This is a genomic window from Stenotrophomonas sp. FBCC-B152 (genome assembly GCF_059134105.1).
In genome coordinates, this window is sequence record NZ_CP101442.1 from 2,272,833 (window position 1) to 2,289,570 (window position 16,738).

Annotated in this window: 10 protein-coding genes; 7 read left to right on the plus strand and 3 right to left on the minus strand. The window is 66.9% G+C overall.

The genetic code is table 11. From position 1 onward, the window contains the following. Nucleotides 1-32 precede the first annotated feature (32 nt). From NMB40_RS10640 to NMB40_RS10655, 4 genes are all read left to right on the plus strand, one after another. Complete coding sequence (locus tag NMB40_RS10640) at nucleotides 33-1,400, plus strand: FAD-dependent oxidoreductase (protein WP_494361010.1); 1,368 nt, start codon at nucleotides 33-35, stop codon at nucleotides 1,398-1,400. Next, nucleotides 1,400-2,839: an exodeoxyribonuclease I gene (gene sbcB / locus NMB40_RS10645; protein ID WP_494361011.1), complete on the plus strand. Its 1,440-nt coding sequence runs from the start codon at nucleotides 1,400-1,402 to the stop codon at nucleotides 2,837-2,839. The genes NMB40_RS10640 and sbcB overlap by 1 nt, the downstream gene beginning before the upstream one ends. Further along, nucleotides 2,836-3,522 carry a DUF2461 domain-containing protein gene (locus tag NMB40_RS10650; RefSeq protein ID WP_282247937.1) on the plus strand — a complete coding sequence of 229 codons (687 nt, stop codon included), beginning with the start codon at nucleotides 2,836-2,838 and terminating at the stop codon, nucleotides 3,520-3,522. The genes sbcB and NMB40_RS10650 overlap by 4 nt, the downstream gene beginning before the upstream one ends. Nucleotides 3,523-3,637: 115 nt before the next feature. After that, on the plus strand, nucleotides 3,638-4,177 hold the full coding sequence (locus NMB40_RS10655) for a DUF2939 domain-containing protein (protein ID WP_494361012.1): 540 nt from the start codon (nucleotides 3,638-3,640) through the stop codon (nucleotides 4,175-4,177). Nucleotides 4,178-4,352: 175 nt separating this feature from the next. On the opposite strand, the gene NMB40_RS10660 is transcribed toward NMB40_RS10655, so the two are convergent. The 3 genes from NMB40_RS10660 to NMB40_RS10670 all read right to left on the minus strand — a co-directional run bounded on the left by NMB40_RS10660 (nucleotide 4,353) and on the right by NMB40_RS10670 (nucleotide 11,269). Then, nucleotides 4,353-5,297 (minus strand): 5'-nucleotidase, encoded by a 945-nt coding sequence (locus tag NMB40_RS10660; protein WP_068852910.1) that lies wholly within the window; start codon nucleotides 5,295-5,297, stop codon nucleotides 4,353-4,355. Nucleotides 5,298-5,313: 16 nt separating this feature from the next. Further along, nucleotides 5,314-6,090: an NAD kinase gene (locus NMB40_RS10665; RefSeq protein ID WP_282247119.1), complete on the minus strand. Its 777-nt coding sequence runs from the start codon at nucleotides 6,088-6,090 to the stop codon at nucleotides 5,314-5,316. Nucleotides 6,091-6,292: 202 nt separating this feature from the next. Beyond that, complete coding sequence (locus tag NMB40_RS10670; RefSeq protein WP_494361013.1) at nucleotides 6,293-11,269, minus strand: NAD-glutamate dehydrogenase; 4,977 nt, start codon at nucleotides 11,267-11,269, stop codon at nucleotides 6,293-6,295. 263 nt (nucleotides 11,270-11,532) lie between these two features. On the opposite strand from NMB40_RS10670, the gene NMB40_RS10675 reads away from it, so the two are divergent. Genes NMB40_RS10675 through NMB40_RS10685 form a run of 3 tightly spaced genes read left to right on the plus strand, consistent with a single transcriptional unit; the run spans nucleotide 11,533 to nucleotide 16,651 of the window. Next, nucleotides 11,533-12,192, plus strand: coding sequence for a TetR/AcrR family transcriptional regulator (locus NMB40_RS10675; RefSeq protein WP_494361014.1), 660 nt, complete (start codon nucleotides 11,533-11,535; stop codon nucleotides 12,190-12,192). After that, a complete protein-coding gene (locus NMB40_RS10680) occupies nucleotides 12,192-13,466 on the plus strand; it encodes an efflux RND transporter periplasmic adaptor subunit (protein WP_448143049.1) in 1,275 nt (424 codons plus the stop codon). The genes NMB40_RS10675 and NMB40_RS10680 overlap by 1 nt, the downstream gene beginning before the upstream one ends. 14 nt (nucleotides 13,467-13,480) lie before the next feature. Beyond that, complete coding sequence (locus tag NMB40_RS10685) at nucleotides 13,481-16,651, plus strand: multidrug efflux RND transporter permease subunit (RefSeq protein WP_494361015.1); 3,171 nt, start codon at nucleotides 13,481-13,483, stop codon at nucleotides 16,649-16,651. Nucleotides 16,652-16,738: the final 87 nt, after the last annotated feature.

The window sequence follows — 16,738 nt, forward strand, 5'->3', positions numbered from 1 at the left end:
GCCGCCCTCCCCCACTCCTGCGCGGAACCGCCTTGATCGCTACCCCCCATCGCTCCCTGAGCATCATCGGCGCAGGCCTGGCCGGCTCCCTGCTGGCCATCCTGCTGTCCCGCCAGGGCTGGCGGATCACCCTGTACGAACGCCGCGGCGACCCGCGCATCAGCGATTACGAGTCCGGCCGCTCGATCAACCTGGCCCTGGCCGAACGCGGCCGCAATGCGCTGCGCCAGGCCGGGGTCGAAGACGCGGTGATGGCCAAGGCGGTGATGATGCGCGGCCGCATGGTGCACCCGCGCCAGGGCGAGCCGCAGCTGCAGCGCTATGGCCGCGATGACAGCGAAGTGATCTGGTCCATCCATCGCAAGGACCTCAACACCACGCTGCTGCAGCTGGCCGAGGATGCAGGCGCGCAGGTGCACTTCCACCGTCGCCTGCACACCGTGGATTTCGATGCCGGCTATGCGCGTTTCATCGATGACCGCGACGACCATCCGCACGACATTCGCTTCGATACGCTGATCGGCGCCGACGGCGCCGGCTCGGCGCTGCGCGCGGCCATGAACCGCAAGCACCCGCTGGACGAGCGCATCGAGTTCCTCGACCACTCCTACAAGGAGCTGGAGATCCCGCCCACCGATGAGGGTGGCTTCCGGATCGAAGCCAACGCCCTGCACATCTGGCCGCGCGGCAACTACATGTGCATCGCGCTGCCCAATGACGAAGGCACCTTCACCGTCACCCTATTCCTGCCCAACGAAGGCAACCCCAGCTTCGCCACCACCAACAGCGGTGCCGAAGCCGAAGCGCTGTTCGCGCGCGATTTCCCCGATGCGCTGGCGCTGATCCCGAACCTGCGCCGCGACTGGGAAGAACACCCACCTGGCCTGCTCGGCACCCTGCACCTGCGCCAGTGGCACCTGCAGGGCCGTGCGGTGCTGCTTGGCGATGCCGCGCATGCGATGGTGCCGTTCCACGGCCAGGGCATGAACTGCGCGTTCGAAGACTGCGTGGCGCTGGCCCGGCACCTGCTGGAGCAGGATTCGCTGGCCCAGGCTTTCGCCGCCTTCGAAGCCGAGCGCAAGCCCAATGCCGAAGCGATCCAGCAGATGGCGCTGGAAAACTACCTGGAAATGCGCGACCGCGTGGCCGACCCGGCCTTCCTGCTGCAGCGCGAACTGGAGCAGCAGCTGCAGGCGCGCTGGCCCACCCGTTTCGTGCCGCACTACACCATGGTCACCTTCCTGCACACGCCGTACGCGGTGGCGCTGGAACGCACCGAGCTGCAGCGGCGCATCCTGGAACAGGCCACCGCCGGCCACGACAGCCTGCAGCATATCGACTGGCCCGCGCTGGAACGCGTGGTCCACGCACAGCTGCCCGTGCTGGAGGGCGCGCACTGATGGCCGACAGCTTCCTGTTCTACGACCTGGAAACCTTCGGCCAGGACCCACGCCGCACCCGCGTGGCGCAGTTCGCCGCGATCCGCACCGATGCCGACCTGAACATGGTCGACGCGCCGGTGAGCTTCTACGTGAAGCCGGCTGACGACCTGCTGCCCTCGCCGATCGCCACGCTGATCACCGGCATCACCCCGCAGCATGCGCTGGCCGAAGGGGTCAGCGAGGCCGAGGCGTTCGCGCGGATCAACGACCTGATGGCGCGCCCGGGCACCTGCACGCTGGGCTACAACACGCTGCGCTTCGACGACGAGTTCGTGCGCCACGGCCTGTTCCGCAATTTCTTCGATCCCTACGAACGCGAGTGGCGCAACGGCAACTCACGCTGGGACCTGCTGGACATGCTGCGGCTGGTGCACGCGCTGCGCCCGGACGGCATCGCCTGGCCGCAGCGCGAAGACGGCGCGACCTCGTTCAAGCTTGAGCACCTGGCGCTGGCCAACGACGTGCGCCAGGGCGACGCGCACGAGGCGCTGTCCGACGTGCACGCCACCATCGGCATGGCGCGCCTGTTCAAGCAGGCCCAGCCGCGGCTGTGGGACTACGCCCTGAAGCTGCGCGACAAGCGTTTCGTCGGCAGCCTGCTCGACGTGGACGCCCTGCAACCGGTGCTGCACATCTCCATGCGCTACCCGGCCCAGCGCATGTGCGCCGCGCCGGTGATGCCGATCGCACGCCACCCGTACATCAACAACCGGGTCATCGCGCTGGACCTGGAAGGCGACATCGATGGGTTGCTGGCCCTGCCGGCCGAGACGCTGGCGGCGCGCCTGTACACGCGTGCCGCCGACCTGGCCGAGGGCGAACAGCGCGTTCCGCTCAAGGAAGTGCACCTGAACAAGGTGCCGGCGCTGGTGGCCTGGAACCACCTGCGCCCGGCCGACCATGCCCGGCTGGGCATCGACGTGGCGCTGGTGGAGGCCAACGCCGCGCGCGTGCGCGAGGCCGGCCCGGCGCTGGTCGAGAAGGTACGGCAGGTGTACGGCGGCGAGCGCGTGGCCACGGTCAGCGATGTGGATGCTTCGTTGTACGACGGCTTCCTGGCCGACGGCGACAAGGCCCTGATGACGCGCCTGCGCACCAGCCCGCCGGCCGAGCTGGCCGGTTTCGCCGAGCGGCTGAAGGACCCGCGCATGCCGGAGCTGCTGTTCCGCTACCGCGCGCGCAACCACCCGCAGACGCTGGATGCCGGCGAGCGCGGTCGCTGGAACGACTACCGGCGGCAGCGCCTGCTCGGCGATGCCGGGCTGGGCGAACAGACCCTGCCCGACTTCCGCGCGCAGCTGGACACGCTGGCGCTGGAGCATGCCGCCGACCCGGCCAAACTTGCCCTGTTGCAGCACCTGCGCGACTGGGGCACCGATCTGGAGCAGAGCCTGTGAGCACCTATTTCACTCCCGCCAGCTTCACCTTCCTGCGCGGGCTGGCGCGCAACAACGACAAGACCTGGTTCAACGAACACAAGCCGAAGTACGAGGAACACGTGCGCCAGCCGTTCCTGCAGCTGATCAGCGACCTGCAGCCGGACCTGGCCGCAGTCAGCGAACACTTCCGCGCCGACCCGCGTGGCGTGGGCGGCTCGCTGTTCCGCATCTACCGCGATGCGCGCTTCTCCAACGACAAGTCGCCGTACAAGACCTGGCAGGGGGCGCGGCTGTTCCATGAGCGGCGCAAGCAGGTGCCGGCGCCGTCGTTCTACATCCACCTGCAGCCGGGCGGGTGCTTCGTCGGCGCCGGCCTGTGGCATCCCGAACCGGCCACCCAGCGCAAGGTGCGCCACTTCATCGTGGACAACCCCGGTGCGTGGAAGGCGGCGGCGCATGCGCCGGCGCTGCGGAAGAAGTTCGATTTCGAGGAAAGCGAGAAGCTGGTGCGGGCGCCGCGCGGGTTCGAGCCGGACTTCGAGTTCATCGATGACCTGAAGCACCGCAACTGGGTGTTCTGGCGTTCGCTGGACGATGCGACCATGACCGGGCCGAAGCTGCGGCAGACGCTGGCGAAGGACCTGGTGGCGTTGGGGCCGTTCGTGGACTACCTGTGTGCTGCGTTGGATCTGGAGTTTTGACCCGAGACCGGCGGTGGGCTCCGCGCGCATGGCGATGCGTTCGTCAAAACGGCGCCCGCTGGTCACACGGCGCGGCTCTACCCTCCGTTGACGCGGGGTGCGGCAAGCTGGCGCCATGAAAAAGCTGCTTCTGCTGCTGGGGCTGGTCGTGGGGCTGCTGGCGGGCTGGCTGGTCAGCGGGCCGTATCTGACCCTGCGTGGGCTGGCCGCAGCGGTCGAACAGCGGGATACCTCGACGCTGGACCGCTACGTGGACTTCCCGATGCTGCGCGCCAACCTGCGCGCGCAGCTGGACGATTACGTGGTGCGCCGGGCCGGGCCGGATGTGCAGTCCAACCTGGTCGGTGCCATGCTGCTGACCGTGGGCCAGAAGCTGAGCGGAACCGCGGTGGATGCGATGGTCACGCCGACCGGGATCGGGGCGTTGATGGAAGGCCATACGCTGTGGAAGCGGGCCAGCAATGACCTGGAAAGCAATGACGCCTACGCGGCACCGCGTGCGGCGCGGCCGCTGGAAGGTGCCACGCACCGGTTCGAGTCCACGTCACGATTCACCGCCACCACCCACACGGCGCAGGGCGCTCCGGTCGTGTTCGTGCTGCAGCGTCAGGGGTTGCGCTGGAAGCTGGTGAATATCGAGCTCCCGCTCGATTAATCGGCGTCACGACCAACGGTCGTGACCTACCCATGTATCCGCCCGACCGTGATGTCGCGGCCAACGGTCGTGACCTACCCATGTATCCGCCCGACCGTGATGTCACGACCAACGGACGTGACATCCCGATGTGTCCGCCTGACCGGTAGGTCACGACCGTTGGTCGTGACCGCCGTCAATCGTTGGCGACGCCGTGGGGCACGTGGCCGGCGGCCACGCTGAGGTGCTGGCGGGCGCTGTCGATGTTGTGCTGCGAATCGTCGAAGAAGATGTCCGCGCCGAACGCTTCCAGGAACGGCCCCTTGTGGCGGCCGCCCAGGAACAGGGCTTCATCCAGGCGCACGCCCCATTCGCGCAGCGTGCGGATCACCCGCTCATGGGCCGGAGCCGAGCGCGCGGTGACCAGCGCGGTGCGGATCGGCGCATCTTCGCCCGACGGGAACACCGCCTGCAGGGTGTGCAGGGCCGACAGGAAATTACGGAACGGACCGCCGCTGAGCGGTTCCCGTGCGTTCTCGCGCTCGTGCCGGCCAAACGCTTCCACGCCCTGCTCGCGCGAGATGCGCTCGCTTTCATCGCCGAAGATCACCGCGTCACCATCGAAGGCGATGCGAAGCTGGCCCAGCGGCTGGCTCATGTCGACCGGTTCGGCCGCCGCGAGGGTCTCGCCGTGCGGCTTGGGGAGGATCGTGGCCGCGGCGATGCCATGGCGCAGCGCACGCCGCACCGATTCCGGGTTGGCCGACAGGAACAGGTCGGTGCCGAACGGCTTCACGTATGGCCAGGTCGGTTCACCCGCGGTAAAGGTCGCCCGGATGATGCCCAGGTCGTAATGCTGGATCGAATTGAAGATGCGCAGGCCGGTGTCGGCCGAATTGCGCGACAGCAGGATGACCTCCACCCGTGGTGATTCCGGTGACTGGCCCTGGTTGAGCGCCAGCAGCTTGCGCACCACCGGGAACGCCACGCCGGGGCGCAGCACGTCGTCCTCGTGCTTGCGCTGGTACTCGGCATAGGCGTCCACGCCTTCGGCCTCGAACAGCGCGTGACCCTCTTCCAGGTCGAACAACGCGCGCGAGGTCACGGCAACGGTCAGCAAACGGGGGGTGTTGTCGCCCATGGCGGTCAAAAATCCTTCAAAACATGAACTGTTCGCTGAGGATCCGGTCTTCCAGGTTGTGTTCCGGATCGAACAGCAGGGTCACCCGGCGCTCGCGCGACTCGCGGATGGTCACTTCCACCACGTCGCGGGTCTCATGCGAATCGGCGGTCACGCTGACCGGGCGTTTGTAGGGGTCGAGCACGCGGAAGCGCACTTCGGTATCGGCCTTCAGGATCGCACCTCGCCAGCGCCGCGGCCGGTACGGGGCCAGCGGCGTCAGTGCGATGGTGTGCGAGCCCAGCGGCAGGATCGGGCCGTGTGCCGAGTAATTGTAGGCGGTGCTGCCGGCCGGGGTCGCCACCAGCACGCCATCGCCGATCAGCTCGGCCACCCGCTCCTGCCCGTTGAGGTCCACCCCGATGTGGGCGGCCTGACGGGTCTGGCGCAGCAGCGACACGTCGTTATAGGCCAGAGAGCCGGTGGTGGTGCCCGATTCGGTCAGCGCCAGCATTTCCAGCGGGCGCAGGTTGGCCGGTTCGGCCACCGCCAGCCGCGCCGGCAGGTCGCCGTCGTCTTCGCGGTACTGGTTCATCAGGAAGCCCACCGTGCCCAGCTTCATGCCGAACACCGGCCGCCCCAGCGCACCGTGGCGGTGCAGGGTCTGCAGCATGAAACCATCGCCACCCAGCGGGCACAGCACATCGGCCTGTTCCGGCGGGTGGTCGCCATAGCGGGCGACCAGCGCCGCGCGGGCCTGCTGGGCCGCTTCGGTGGCGCTGGCAAGAAAGGCGATGCGGGGGGTATCGCTCATGGGCGTTCCGGGTGGGGCATGCGGCAGAGCATACCGGACAAAAAAAAGCCCCGCCGATGGCGGGGCCTTGAAAACGTACTCCTGACGCCGAGGAGCCCCCCTGAGTCAGGGGGGCGCGCCGAAGGCGCGGGGGTGTGGAAGCATGAACTGCACGGGGCCCACGGTTTGCGCAGCAAACTGTGGGGCTTAAGCGCAGCTGCGCTTAAGCACCGTGCGCCGCCAGCTGGCCCAGGCGCTGTACCGCCACCGAGACCGTCGGGTAGTCGAGCGTCTTCTGCTCGGCCAGCTCCTGCAGCATCGACAGGGTGAAGCGCAGGCTGCTGTCGTCACGGCCGATCCAGGCCGCGACCTTGGCTTCGGCGCTGCCACCCTTCATCGACAGCACCTGGGCAGCCAGGTTGCGGTGATGGGCAGCGAGCTCGTCGCGCAGCACGCCACGGGCCACGGCATGCCAGCGGCCGTTGACCTCCAACGCGTCGATCTGCTCGAACAGCCACGGCAGCTGCAGGGCGTCGCCCAGGCGGAAGTGGACCTTGGACACGTCCACCGGCTTCAGCTTGCGGGTCCGCGCCAGTTCGATGATGTCGAACGCCGGTTCCAGGAACTGCAGCTCGGACAGCTGCTGTGCCAGTGCCGGCGGCAGGCCCTTCTCCTTCCACTCCTGCACGCTGGCCTCGTACGCCGGGCGCTGTGCGTCCGGCAGCACGCCCGAAGCGACACGGATGTCGTTGAACGGGGCCTGGTAGCGGTTCACCGCCTCGGTGATGCCCGGCATCGCGCCGGGGCGGAACAGCAGCCAGCGCACGAACGAACGCTGCAGCTTCCAGATCACTTCCAGCGCATCGATCTGCACCGATTCCGGCAGGGTGCCGTCGAGCGCATCGATCTGCGCCCACAGGGCACGTGCATCCAGCGTTTCACGGCTGATGGTGTAGGCCTTGGCGACCTCGGCGATGGTGCGGCCGGTGTCTTCCTGCATGCGCATCAGGAACGTGGCGCCCATGCGGTTGATGGTCTGGTTGGTCACGGCCGTGGCGATGATCTCGCGCTTCAGGCGGTGACGCTCCATCGCATCGGCGTACTTCTTCTGCAGCGGCGTCGGGAAGTAACGCAGCAGTTCCTTGGACAGGTACGGGTCTTCCGGGATGTCCGATTCCAGCAGCTGCTGGAACGCCACCAGCTTGGAATACGACAGCAGCACCGACAGCTCCGGACGGGTCAGGCCCTGGCCACGCGCCTTGCGTGCCGACAGCTCGGCGTCGGTCGGCAGGAACTCGATCTGGCGATCCAGCAGGCCCTGCTTCTCCAGCGTGCGGATGAAGTGCTGCTTGGAACCCAGGCGCTTGACCGCCATCCGCTCCATCAGGCTCAGGGCCTGGTTCTGGCGGTAGTTGTCGTTGAGCACCAGCTCGGCCACTTCGTCGGTCATCGACGCCAGCAGCTTGTTGCGTGCGTCCACGGTCAGCTTCTTGGCCCGCACCACATCGTTGAGCAGGATCTTGATGTTGACTTCGTGGTCGGAGGTGTCCACGCCGGCCGAGTTGTCGATGAAGTCGGTGTTGAGCAGCACGCCGGCCTGGGCGGCTTCGATGCGGCCCAGCTGGGTCATGCCCAGGTTGCCGCCCTCGCCCACCACCTTGCAGCGCAGGTCGCCACCGTTGACGCGCAGCGCGTTGTTGGCGCGGTCGCCCACGTCGCTGTGCTGTTCGGTGGCGGCCTTCACGTAAGTGCCGATGCCGCCGTTCCACAGCAGGTCCACCGGCGCTTTCAGGATCGCGCTCATCAGGTCGTTCGGCGACAGCGCCTTGACGTTGTCCTCCAGGCCCAGCGCTTCACGCACCTGCGGGGTGATCTCGATCGACTTCAGGGTACGCGGATGGATGCCGCCACCCTTGCTGATCAGCTTGGCGTCGTAGTCGGCCCAGCTGGAACGCGGCACGGTGAACATGCGCTCACGCTCGATGAACGAGGTGGCCGCATCCGGGTTCGGGTCCAGGAAGATGTGGCGGTGGTCGAATGCGGCGACCAGGCGGATGTGGCGCGACAGCAGCATGCCGTTGCCGAACACGTCGCCGGACATGTCGCCGACGCCCACCGTGGTGAAGTCCTGGGTCTGGCTGTCACGGCCCAGTGCACGGAAGTGGCGCTTGACCGACTCCCACGCACCGCGCGCGGTGATGCCCATGCCCTTGTGGTCGTAACCGACCGAACCACCGGACGCGAACGCATCGCCCATCCAGAAGCCGTGGTCGATGGCCAGGCCGTTGGCGATATCGGAGAAGGTCGCGGTGCCCTTGTCGGCGGCCACCACCAGGTACGGGTCGTCCATGTCGTGGCGGACCACGTCCACCGGCGGCACGATCTTGTTGTTGACGATGTTGTCGGTGATGTCCAGCAGGCCCTGGATGAACAGCTTGTAGCAGGCCACGCCGTTGGCGAACACCGCATCGCGGTCACCGCTGGCCGGCGGGGTCTTGGCGAAGAAGCCGCCCTTGGCACCGACCGGCACGATCACCGTGTTCTTGACCATCTGCGCCTTGACCAGGCCCAGCACTTCGGTACGGAAGTCTTCGCGACGGTCCGACCAGCGCAGGCCGCCACGGGCAACCGCGCCGAAGCGCAGGTGGGTACCTTCCACGCGCGGGCCGTACACGAAGATTTCGCGGTACGGGCGCGGCTTGGGCAGGTCCGGCACCAGCGCCGAATCGAACTTGAAGCTGATCACGTGGCCCGGGCGGCCCTGTGCATCGGTCTGGTAGTAGCTGGTGCGCAGGGTGGCGTCGATCACGCCCATGAAGCTGCGCAGGATGCGGTCTTCGTCGAGGCTGGACACGCGGTCCATCAGCTTGACCAGCGCATCGCGCGCGGCGTCCATCTGCGCCTTGCGGTCACCCTTGCGGGCATCGACCACGGTCTTGATGACCTTCAGGGTGCCTTCGTCGCCACCGGCGAGCACGGTCAGGTGCGCGCGCAGGTCGGCCTGGCCTTCGGCGATGGCGTCCTTGTCCTCATGCCCGGTGGCCGGGTCGAAGCGGGCTTCGAACAGCTCCACCAGCAGGCGGGCCAGCAGCGGGTAACGGGTGAAGGTGGCTTCCACATAGGCCTGCGAGAACGGCACGCCGGTCTGCAGCAGGTACTTGCAGTAGCCGCGCAGCATCGCCACCTGGCGCCAATGCAGGCCAGCGGCCAGCACCAGGCGGTTGAAGCCGTCGTTCTCGGCGTCACCGTGCCAGACGCGGGCGAAGGTTTCACCGAAGGCGGCGTCGGCGGCAGCGGCGTCGATCGCGCCGGCCAGCGATTCCACTTCGAAGTCCTGCACGTACACCGGCGCGTTGTCCACGCTCAGGCGGTACGGGCGCTCGGCGATCACGCGCAGGCCCATGTTTTCCATCATCGGCAGCGCGTCCGACAGCGGAATGTCGTCCAGCTGGCGATACAGCTTCAGGCGCAGGCCATCGCCTTCTTCGCGGTGCACGGCCTGCAGGCTCAGGCGCAGGTCGTCCGGGCCGGTCAGCGCGTCGAGCTGGCTGACGTCGTTGGCGGCGATTTCGGTGCTGGAATCTTCGATGTAACCGGCCGGCAGGGCCTTGCCGATGCGGGCAGCGATGCGCAGGCCTTCGCTTTCACCGTGGCGGGCCACCAGCGCTTCACGCAGGTCGTCCTGCCAGTTGCGCAGCACCTGGGCCAGCTTCTGTTCCAGCGCGCTGGTATCCACTTCCAGGGTCTGGCCAGCCTTCGGGCGCACGATCAGGTGCACCTGGGCCAGCGGCGATTCGCCCAGTACCACCGAGCTGTCCACGTATTCGCCCTGCAGGGCGTCCTTGAGCATCGCTTCGATGCGCAGGCGCACGTCGGTGTTGAAACGCTCGCGCGGCAGGTACACCAGCGCGGAGATGAAACGGCTGTACTTGTCACGGCGCAGGAACAGGCGGCTGCGCACGCGCTCCTGCAGGCCCAGCACACCGATGGCGGTGCGGTACAGCTCTTCCTCGCTGGACTGGAACAGCTCTTCGCGCGGCAGGGTTTCCAGGATGTGGCGCAGCGCCTTGCCGCTGTGGCTGGCCGGGGCCAGGCCCGACTTGCTCATCACGTATTCGTGGCGCTGGCGCACCAGCGGGATTTCCCACGGGCGGCGGTTGTAGGCGCTGGAGGTGAACAGGCCCAGGAAGCGCTGCTCGCCGATGATCTTGCCCTTGGCGTCGAATTCCAGCACGCCGATGTAATCCATGTAGCCGGCGCGGTGCACGCGCGAACGTGCATTGGTCTTGGTTAGAATCAGCGCGTCCTTCAACCCGGTGGTGGCGTTGAGGCCCTGCGCGGCCAAGGTCTTGACCGGGCGTGCGGCGGACTTGTCCTTGCCGCGCATCAGGCCCAGGCCGGTGTCGTTCAACGGCGCCAGCACTTCTTCCTTGCCCTGCTTCTCCACGCGGTATTCGCGGTAGCCGAAGAAGGTGAAGTGGTTCTCGGCGGCCCAGCGCAGGAACGCCTGGGCTTCGGCGCGCGAGGCGTCGTCGACCGGCAGCTGGCGCGTGCCGAGGTCGTCGGCCAGGGCCAGCGCCTTGCTGCGCATCGCATCCCAGTCGCCAACGATGGCGCGCACTTCGTCCAGCGCCTTGACGATGGCCTGTTCGACATCGGCCATGGCCTCGGCCGGCTGGCGGTCGATTTCCAGCAGCATCACCGATTCGGCGGTGCCTTCGCCCACGGTCGACAGCTTGCCGGCCTTGTCGCGGGTGAAACGGATCACCGGGTGGCCCAGCACGTGCACGCCCACGCCATGTTCGGCCAGGGTCATCGTGACGGTGTCGACCAGGAACGGCATGTCGTCGTTGACGATCTGCAGCACGGTGTGGGCAGATTCCCAGTCGTTGGCCTTCATGGTCGGGTTGAACACGCGCACGTTGGCCTTGCCGGCCTTGCGCACGCGGGCGAATTCGAGGGTGTCGCCGGCCAGTGCGGCCCATTCTTCAGCGGTGTGGTGCGGGAACTCGTCCGCTTCCATGCGCTTGTAGAAGTCTGCGGCGAACGCCACTGCCTCGGCCTGCCCGGCCGCCGGGTAACGCTTGCGCAAGGCCGTGTACACCGGTTCCAGCGAGAAGCCCACTGGTGAAACAGTCTGCGTATCGGCTGGTTTGGTCGTTTTTTTCACGGTCTTGGCTGCTGTTTTTTGCGGTTTCATGGCAGAGCGGTGCGTGTTGCCCAGTTGGAAAGATGAAATTGTAGCCCTACCGCATGAAAAGGCCTTGCTGCAGGACGGAATAAGGTTTTTCAGTTGGGTGGCGTTTACATCGCATGCCATCAGTGCGCGGCAGTACGGATGCGCACGGCGCTGCGTGCCGATCGCCAGCATCGGCACACTCCGTGGCACGTTGACGACAGCGGGGCCGACAGTGCCGAAAGCAACGCTTCTCCAATTCTGAACTGGACGGTATAGTCCACCGCGTGAACTCCCCCGCCCCTGCCGCCGCCTTCCTGGACGCGCGCGATCATCGCGTGTTCGATGCCGTGCGCGATCTGATGGCCACCCAGGGCATGCAGCTGAGCATGGAGTCGGTGGCCCAGCAGGCCGGCTGTTCCAAGCAGACCCTCTATAGCCGCTACGGCAGCAAGCAGGAACTGCTGCGCCGGGTGCTGCAGCGGCACCTGTGCCGGGCCACGGCCGGGCTGCGTGCACTGGAAGGCGATGACCTGCGCGGCTGCCTGCTGCAGTTCGCCTTCGACTACCTGGACCACTTCAATGAGCCGCACGTGGTCCAGACCCGCCGGCTGATCGCGGGAGAGGCGGCCCGCTTTCCCGATGAAGCACGTTCCCTGTATCGGGATGGGGCGGGGGCACTGACCTTTCACCTTGCTGAATGGATCCAACATCGCATTCAGGACGGCCTGCTGCGCCATGACGACCCGCACTTCATGGCTGAACTGCTATTGAGCATGATCGCGGGACAGGATTTCGAGAAGCAGCGCTTTCATACCCCCCATCGTGCCGACGCCTCACAGCGGCGCCGGTGGGCCGAGTTTTCCGTGGACAGTTTCCTGCGCGCGTTCGCTGCGCCCGAGGCGATCCGCTTACCGCATTCAAACCAACACCGGAGTTTCTCCTGATGATCGCCCCACTCCGCACCCTCGCCCTGACGTGCGCTGTCGCCGTTGCGTTGACCGCCTGCAAGAAGCCGGAACAACAGACGCCCCCGCCGCCGGAAGTGGGCGTGATCGAAGCCAAGGCCGATACGCTGCCGCTGCAGCGTGAGCTGGTGGGCCGCCTGTCCCCGTACCGCAGCGCCGACGTGCGCGCCCGCGTGCCGGGCGTGCTGCTCAAGCGCGTCTACCAGGAAGGCCAGGACGTCAAGCAGGGCCAGGTGCTGTTCCTGATCGACCCGGCGCCGCTGCAGGCATCGTTGAATGCCTCGCAGGCCGAACTGGCCTCGGCGCAGGCCACCTATGCCAACGCCAAGGCCGACGCCGCACGTGCACGTTCGCTGGCCCCGCAGAAGTTCGTCTCCAAGTCCGACGTCGACGCGGCCGAAGCGGCCGAACGCACCGCCGCCGCCGCCGTGCAGCAGGCGCAGGCCTCGCTGGCCAACGCGAAGATCAACCTCGGCTATGCCCAGGTCACCTCGCCCATCGCCGGCCGCGCCGGCAAGCAGCAGGTCACAGAAGGCGCGCTGGTCGGCCAGGGCGACATCACCCTGCTCACCACCGTCGACCAGCTGGACCCGCTGTTCGTGAACTTCTCGATGAGCTCGGACGAACTGACCCAGCTTCGCCGTGCGCAGGCCGCCGGCGCGGTGTCGCTGAGCGGCGATGGCAAGTCGACCGTGCAGGTGAAGCTGTCCGACGGCACGATGTACGACCAGCCGGGCACGCTGGATTACTCCTCGGCCGTGGTCGACCCGTCCACCGGCGCGGTGACCCTGCGCGCGGTACTGCCCAACCCGCAGCAGATCCTGCTGCCGGGCGCCTTCGTCAGCTTCCAGGCCGTGCTGGGTGAGCGCAAGAACGCCTTCCTGGTGCCGCTGCAGGCGCTGCAGCGCGACACCACCGGCGGCTTCCTGATGGTGGTCGGCAAGGATGGCAAGGTGGTGCGCAAGAACGTGGTCACCGAAGGCCAGCAGGGCAGCAACTGGCTGGTCAGCAGCGGCATCGAGCCGGGCGACCAGGTGATCGTGGCCGGCGTGCAGAAGGTCAAGGAAGGCTCGCCGGCCTCGGCCAAGCCGTGGACCCCGACCGCCGCCAACGGCACCGGCGCAGCACCAGCGGGTGCCGCACCGGCTGCGGGTGCCGCTCCTGCCGCGGGCACCGCGCCGGCCGACGCCGCCGCTGATCCGGCCGCCAAGCCCTCCGATGGCGCTCCGGCTGCCGAACCGACCAAGCAATAACGGGACCTTCCGTCATGCCTAAATTTTTCATTGAACACCCGGTATTCGCCTGGGTGGTCGCGATCCTGATCTCGCTTGCGGGCGTGATCTCGATCCTGGGTCTGGGCGTGGAGTCCTACCCGAGCATCGCACCGCCCCAGGTGACGGTGAGCGCCACCTACCCCGGCGCCAGCGCCGACACCACCGAAAAGTCGGTCACCCAGGTGATCGAGCAGCAGCTGACCGGTATCGATCACCTGCTGTACTTCAGCTCCTCGTCGGCCTCCAACGGCCGCGCGACCATCACCCTGACCTTCGAAACCGGTACCGACGCGGACATCGCCCAGGTGCAGGTGCAGAACAAGGTGTCGCTGGCCACGCCGCGCCTGCCCACCGAAGTGACCCAGCAGGGCGTGGTGGTGGCCAAGGCCAACGCCGGCTTCCTGATGGTGGTGGCGCTGCAGTCGGACAGCGAAGCGATCACCCGCGATGCGCTCAACGACATCGTCGGTTCGCGCGTGCTCGACCAGATCTCGCGCATCCCCGGCGTGGGCAGCACCCAGCAGTTCGGTTCCGAGTACGCCATGAACATCTGGCTCAACCCGGAACGCATGCAGGGCTTCAACCTCTCGGCCACCCAGGTGCTGGCGGCGATCAAGGCCCAGAACGTGCAGTTCGCGGCCGGTTCGCTGGGCGCCGATCCGTCGCCGGCGGGCCACTACTTCACCGCCACCGTGTCGGCCGAAGGCCGCTTCAGCTCGCCTGACCAGTTCGAGAACATCATCCTGCGGGCCAACGCGGACGGTTCGCGCGTGCTGCTCAAGGATGTAGCGCGCATCGCCTTCGGTGCCAACAACTACGGCTTCGATACCCAGTACAACGGCAAGCCGACCGGCGCCTTCGCGATCCAGCTGCTGCCGGGCGCCAACGCCCTGAACGTGGCCAACGCGGTCACCGCGAAGATGGACGAACTGGAGTCCACCTTCCCGACGGGTGTGACCTGGTTCTCGCCGTACGACAGCACCACGTTCGTGAAGATCTCGATCGAGGAAGTGGTCAAGACCCTGATCGAAGCGATCGTGCTGGTCTTCCTGGTGATGCTGATCTTCCTGCAGAACTTCCGCGCCACCCTGATCCCGACGCTGGTCATCCCGGTCGCCCTGCTGGGCACCTTCCTGGGCATGAGCATCATCGGCTTCACCATCAACCAGCTGACCCTGTTTGCGATGGTGCTGGCAATCGGCATCGTGGTCGATGACGCCATCGTGGTCATCGAGAACGTCGAACGCATCATGACCGAGGAGAAGCTGCCGCCCAAGGCCGCCACCCAGAAGGCCATGACCCAGATCACCGGCGCGGTGGTGGCCATCACGGTGGTGCTGGCGGCGGTGTTCATTCCGTCGGCGCTGCAGGGCGGCGCCGCAGGTGAGATCTACAAGCAGTTCGCGCTGACGATCGCCATCGCGATGGCGTTCTCGGCGTTCCTGGCGCTGGGCTTCACCCCGGCGCTGTGCGCGACCTTCCTGAAGGCCACGCACGGCGAACCGAACGTCGTCTACCGCACCTTCAACAAGTACTACGACAAGGTCAGCGGCACCTACGTGGGCCACATCACTTCGGCGGTGAAGCATGCGCCGCGCTGGATGATCCTGTTCGTGGTGCTCACGGTGCTGTGCGGCTTCCTGTTCACCCGCATGCCGGGCAGCTTCCTGCCGGAAGAAGACCAGGGCTATGCGCTGGCGATCGTGCAGCTGCCGCCGGGCTCGACCAAGGCGCAGACCAACGCGACCTTCGCGCAGATGCGCGGCATCCTGGAAAAGCAGGATGGCTTCGAAGGCATGCTGCAGGTGGCCGGTTTCAGCTTCGTCGGTTCGGGCGAAAACGTGGGCATGGGCTTCATCCGGCTCAAGCCCTGGGCGGACCGTGACATCACGGTGCCGGAGTTCATCCAGAACATGAACGGCGCGTTCTACGGGATCAAGGAAGCGCAGATCTTCGTGGTCAACCTGCCCACGGTGCAGGGCCTGGGCCAGTTCGGCGGCTTCGACATGTGGCTGCAGGACCGCGGCGGTGCCGGCTTCGAACAGCTGACGCAGGCGCGCAACATCCTGCTGGGCAAGGCAGCCGAGGAGAAGGACCTGCTCACCGGCGTGCGCCCGAACGGGCTGGAAAACGCGCCGCAGCTGCAGCTGCACGTGGACCGCGTGCAGGCGCAGACGATGGGCCTGTCGGTGTCGGACGTGTACAGCACCATCCAGCTGATGCTGGCCCCGGTGTACGTGAACGACTTCTTCTACCAGGGCCGCATCAAGCGCGTGACCATGCAGGCCGATGGTCCGTTCCGTACCGGTGCGGAGTCGTTGAACAGCTTCTACACGCCGAGTGCGCTGCAGACCAACGCCGACGGTACGCCGGCGATGATTCCGCTGAGTACGGTGGTGAAGTCCGAATGGGTGTCGGCACCGCCGTCGCTGAGCCGCTACAACGGCTATTCGGCGATCAACATCGTGGGTTCGCAGGCACCGGGCCGCAGTTCGGGCGAGGCGATGCAGGCGATGGAGCGGATCGTGCAGGATGACCTGCCGGCGGGCTTCGGCTACGACTGGTCGGGCATGTCCTACCAGGAAATCCTGGCGGGCAACGCGGCCACGCTGCTGCTGGTGCTGTCGATCGTGGTGGTGTTCCTGTGCCTTGCGGCGCTGTATGAAAGCTGGTCGATCCCGGTGGCGGTGCTGCTGGTGGTACCGCTGGGTGTGCTGGGCGCGCTGTCGTTCTCGCTCGCCCGCGGGCTGCCCAACGATCTGTACTTCAAGATCGGCCTGATCACGGTGATCGGCCTGGCGGCAAAGAACGCGATCCTGATCGTGGAGTTCGCGGTGGAGCAGCGCGCAGCGGGCAAGAGCCTGCGCGAGGCGACCATCGAAGCGTCGCGCCTGCGCTTCCGGCCGATCCTGATGACCTCGTTCGCGTTCATCATGGGCGTGATCCCGATGGCGATCTCCACCGGTGCCGGCGCCAACGCGCGTCACGCCATCGGTACGGGCGTGATCGGCGGCATGGTGTTCGCCACGTTCCTGGGCCTGCTGATGATCCCGGTGTTCTTCGTGGTGGTCCGGCGCATGCTGGGCGACAAGCTGGACGAACCGTCCAAGGAGTTCCTGGAACGCCAGGGCGAAGCCAGCGCGGCGCATCGTCCGGATCGTTGATCTTGGTTTGATTGAAACGCGAAAGGCCCCAGAGCGATCCGGGGCCTTTTTTGTTGTGGTTGCACGCTTGCCGTGTCGCCGGGCGTT

Bases quoted from the DNA above. Each gene is read 5' to 3' on its own strand.
- sbcB (WP_494361011.1), top strand. From the start codon at position 1,400: ATGGCCGACAGCTTCCTGTTCTACGACCTGGAAACCTTCGGCCAGGAC.
- NMB40_RS10655 (WP_494361012.1), top strand. From the start codon at position 3,638: ATGAAAAAGCTGCTTCTGCTGCTGGGGCTGGTCGTGGGGCTGCTGGCG.
- NMB40_RS10660 (WP_068852910.1), bottom strand. From the start codon at position 5,297: ATGGGCGACAACACCCCCCGTTTGCTGACCGTTGCCGTGACCTCGCGC.
- NMB40_RS10665 (WP_282247119.1), bottom strand. From the start codon at position 6,090: ATGAGCGATACCCCCCGCATCGCCTTTCTTGCCAGCGCCACCGAAGCG.
- NMB40_RS10670 (WP_494361013.1), bottom strand. From the start codon at position 11,269: ATGAAACCGCAAAAAACAGCAGCCAAGACCGTGAAAAAAACGACCAAA.
- NMB40_RS10680 (WP_448143049.1), top strand. From the start codon at position 12,192: ATGATCGCCCCACTCCGCACCCTCGCCCTGACGTGCGCTGTCGCCGTT.
- NMB40_RS10685 (WP_494361015.1), top strand. From the start codon at position 13,481: ATGCCTAAATTTTTCATTGAACACCCGGTATTCGCCTGGGTGGTCGCG.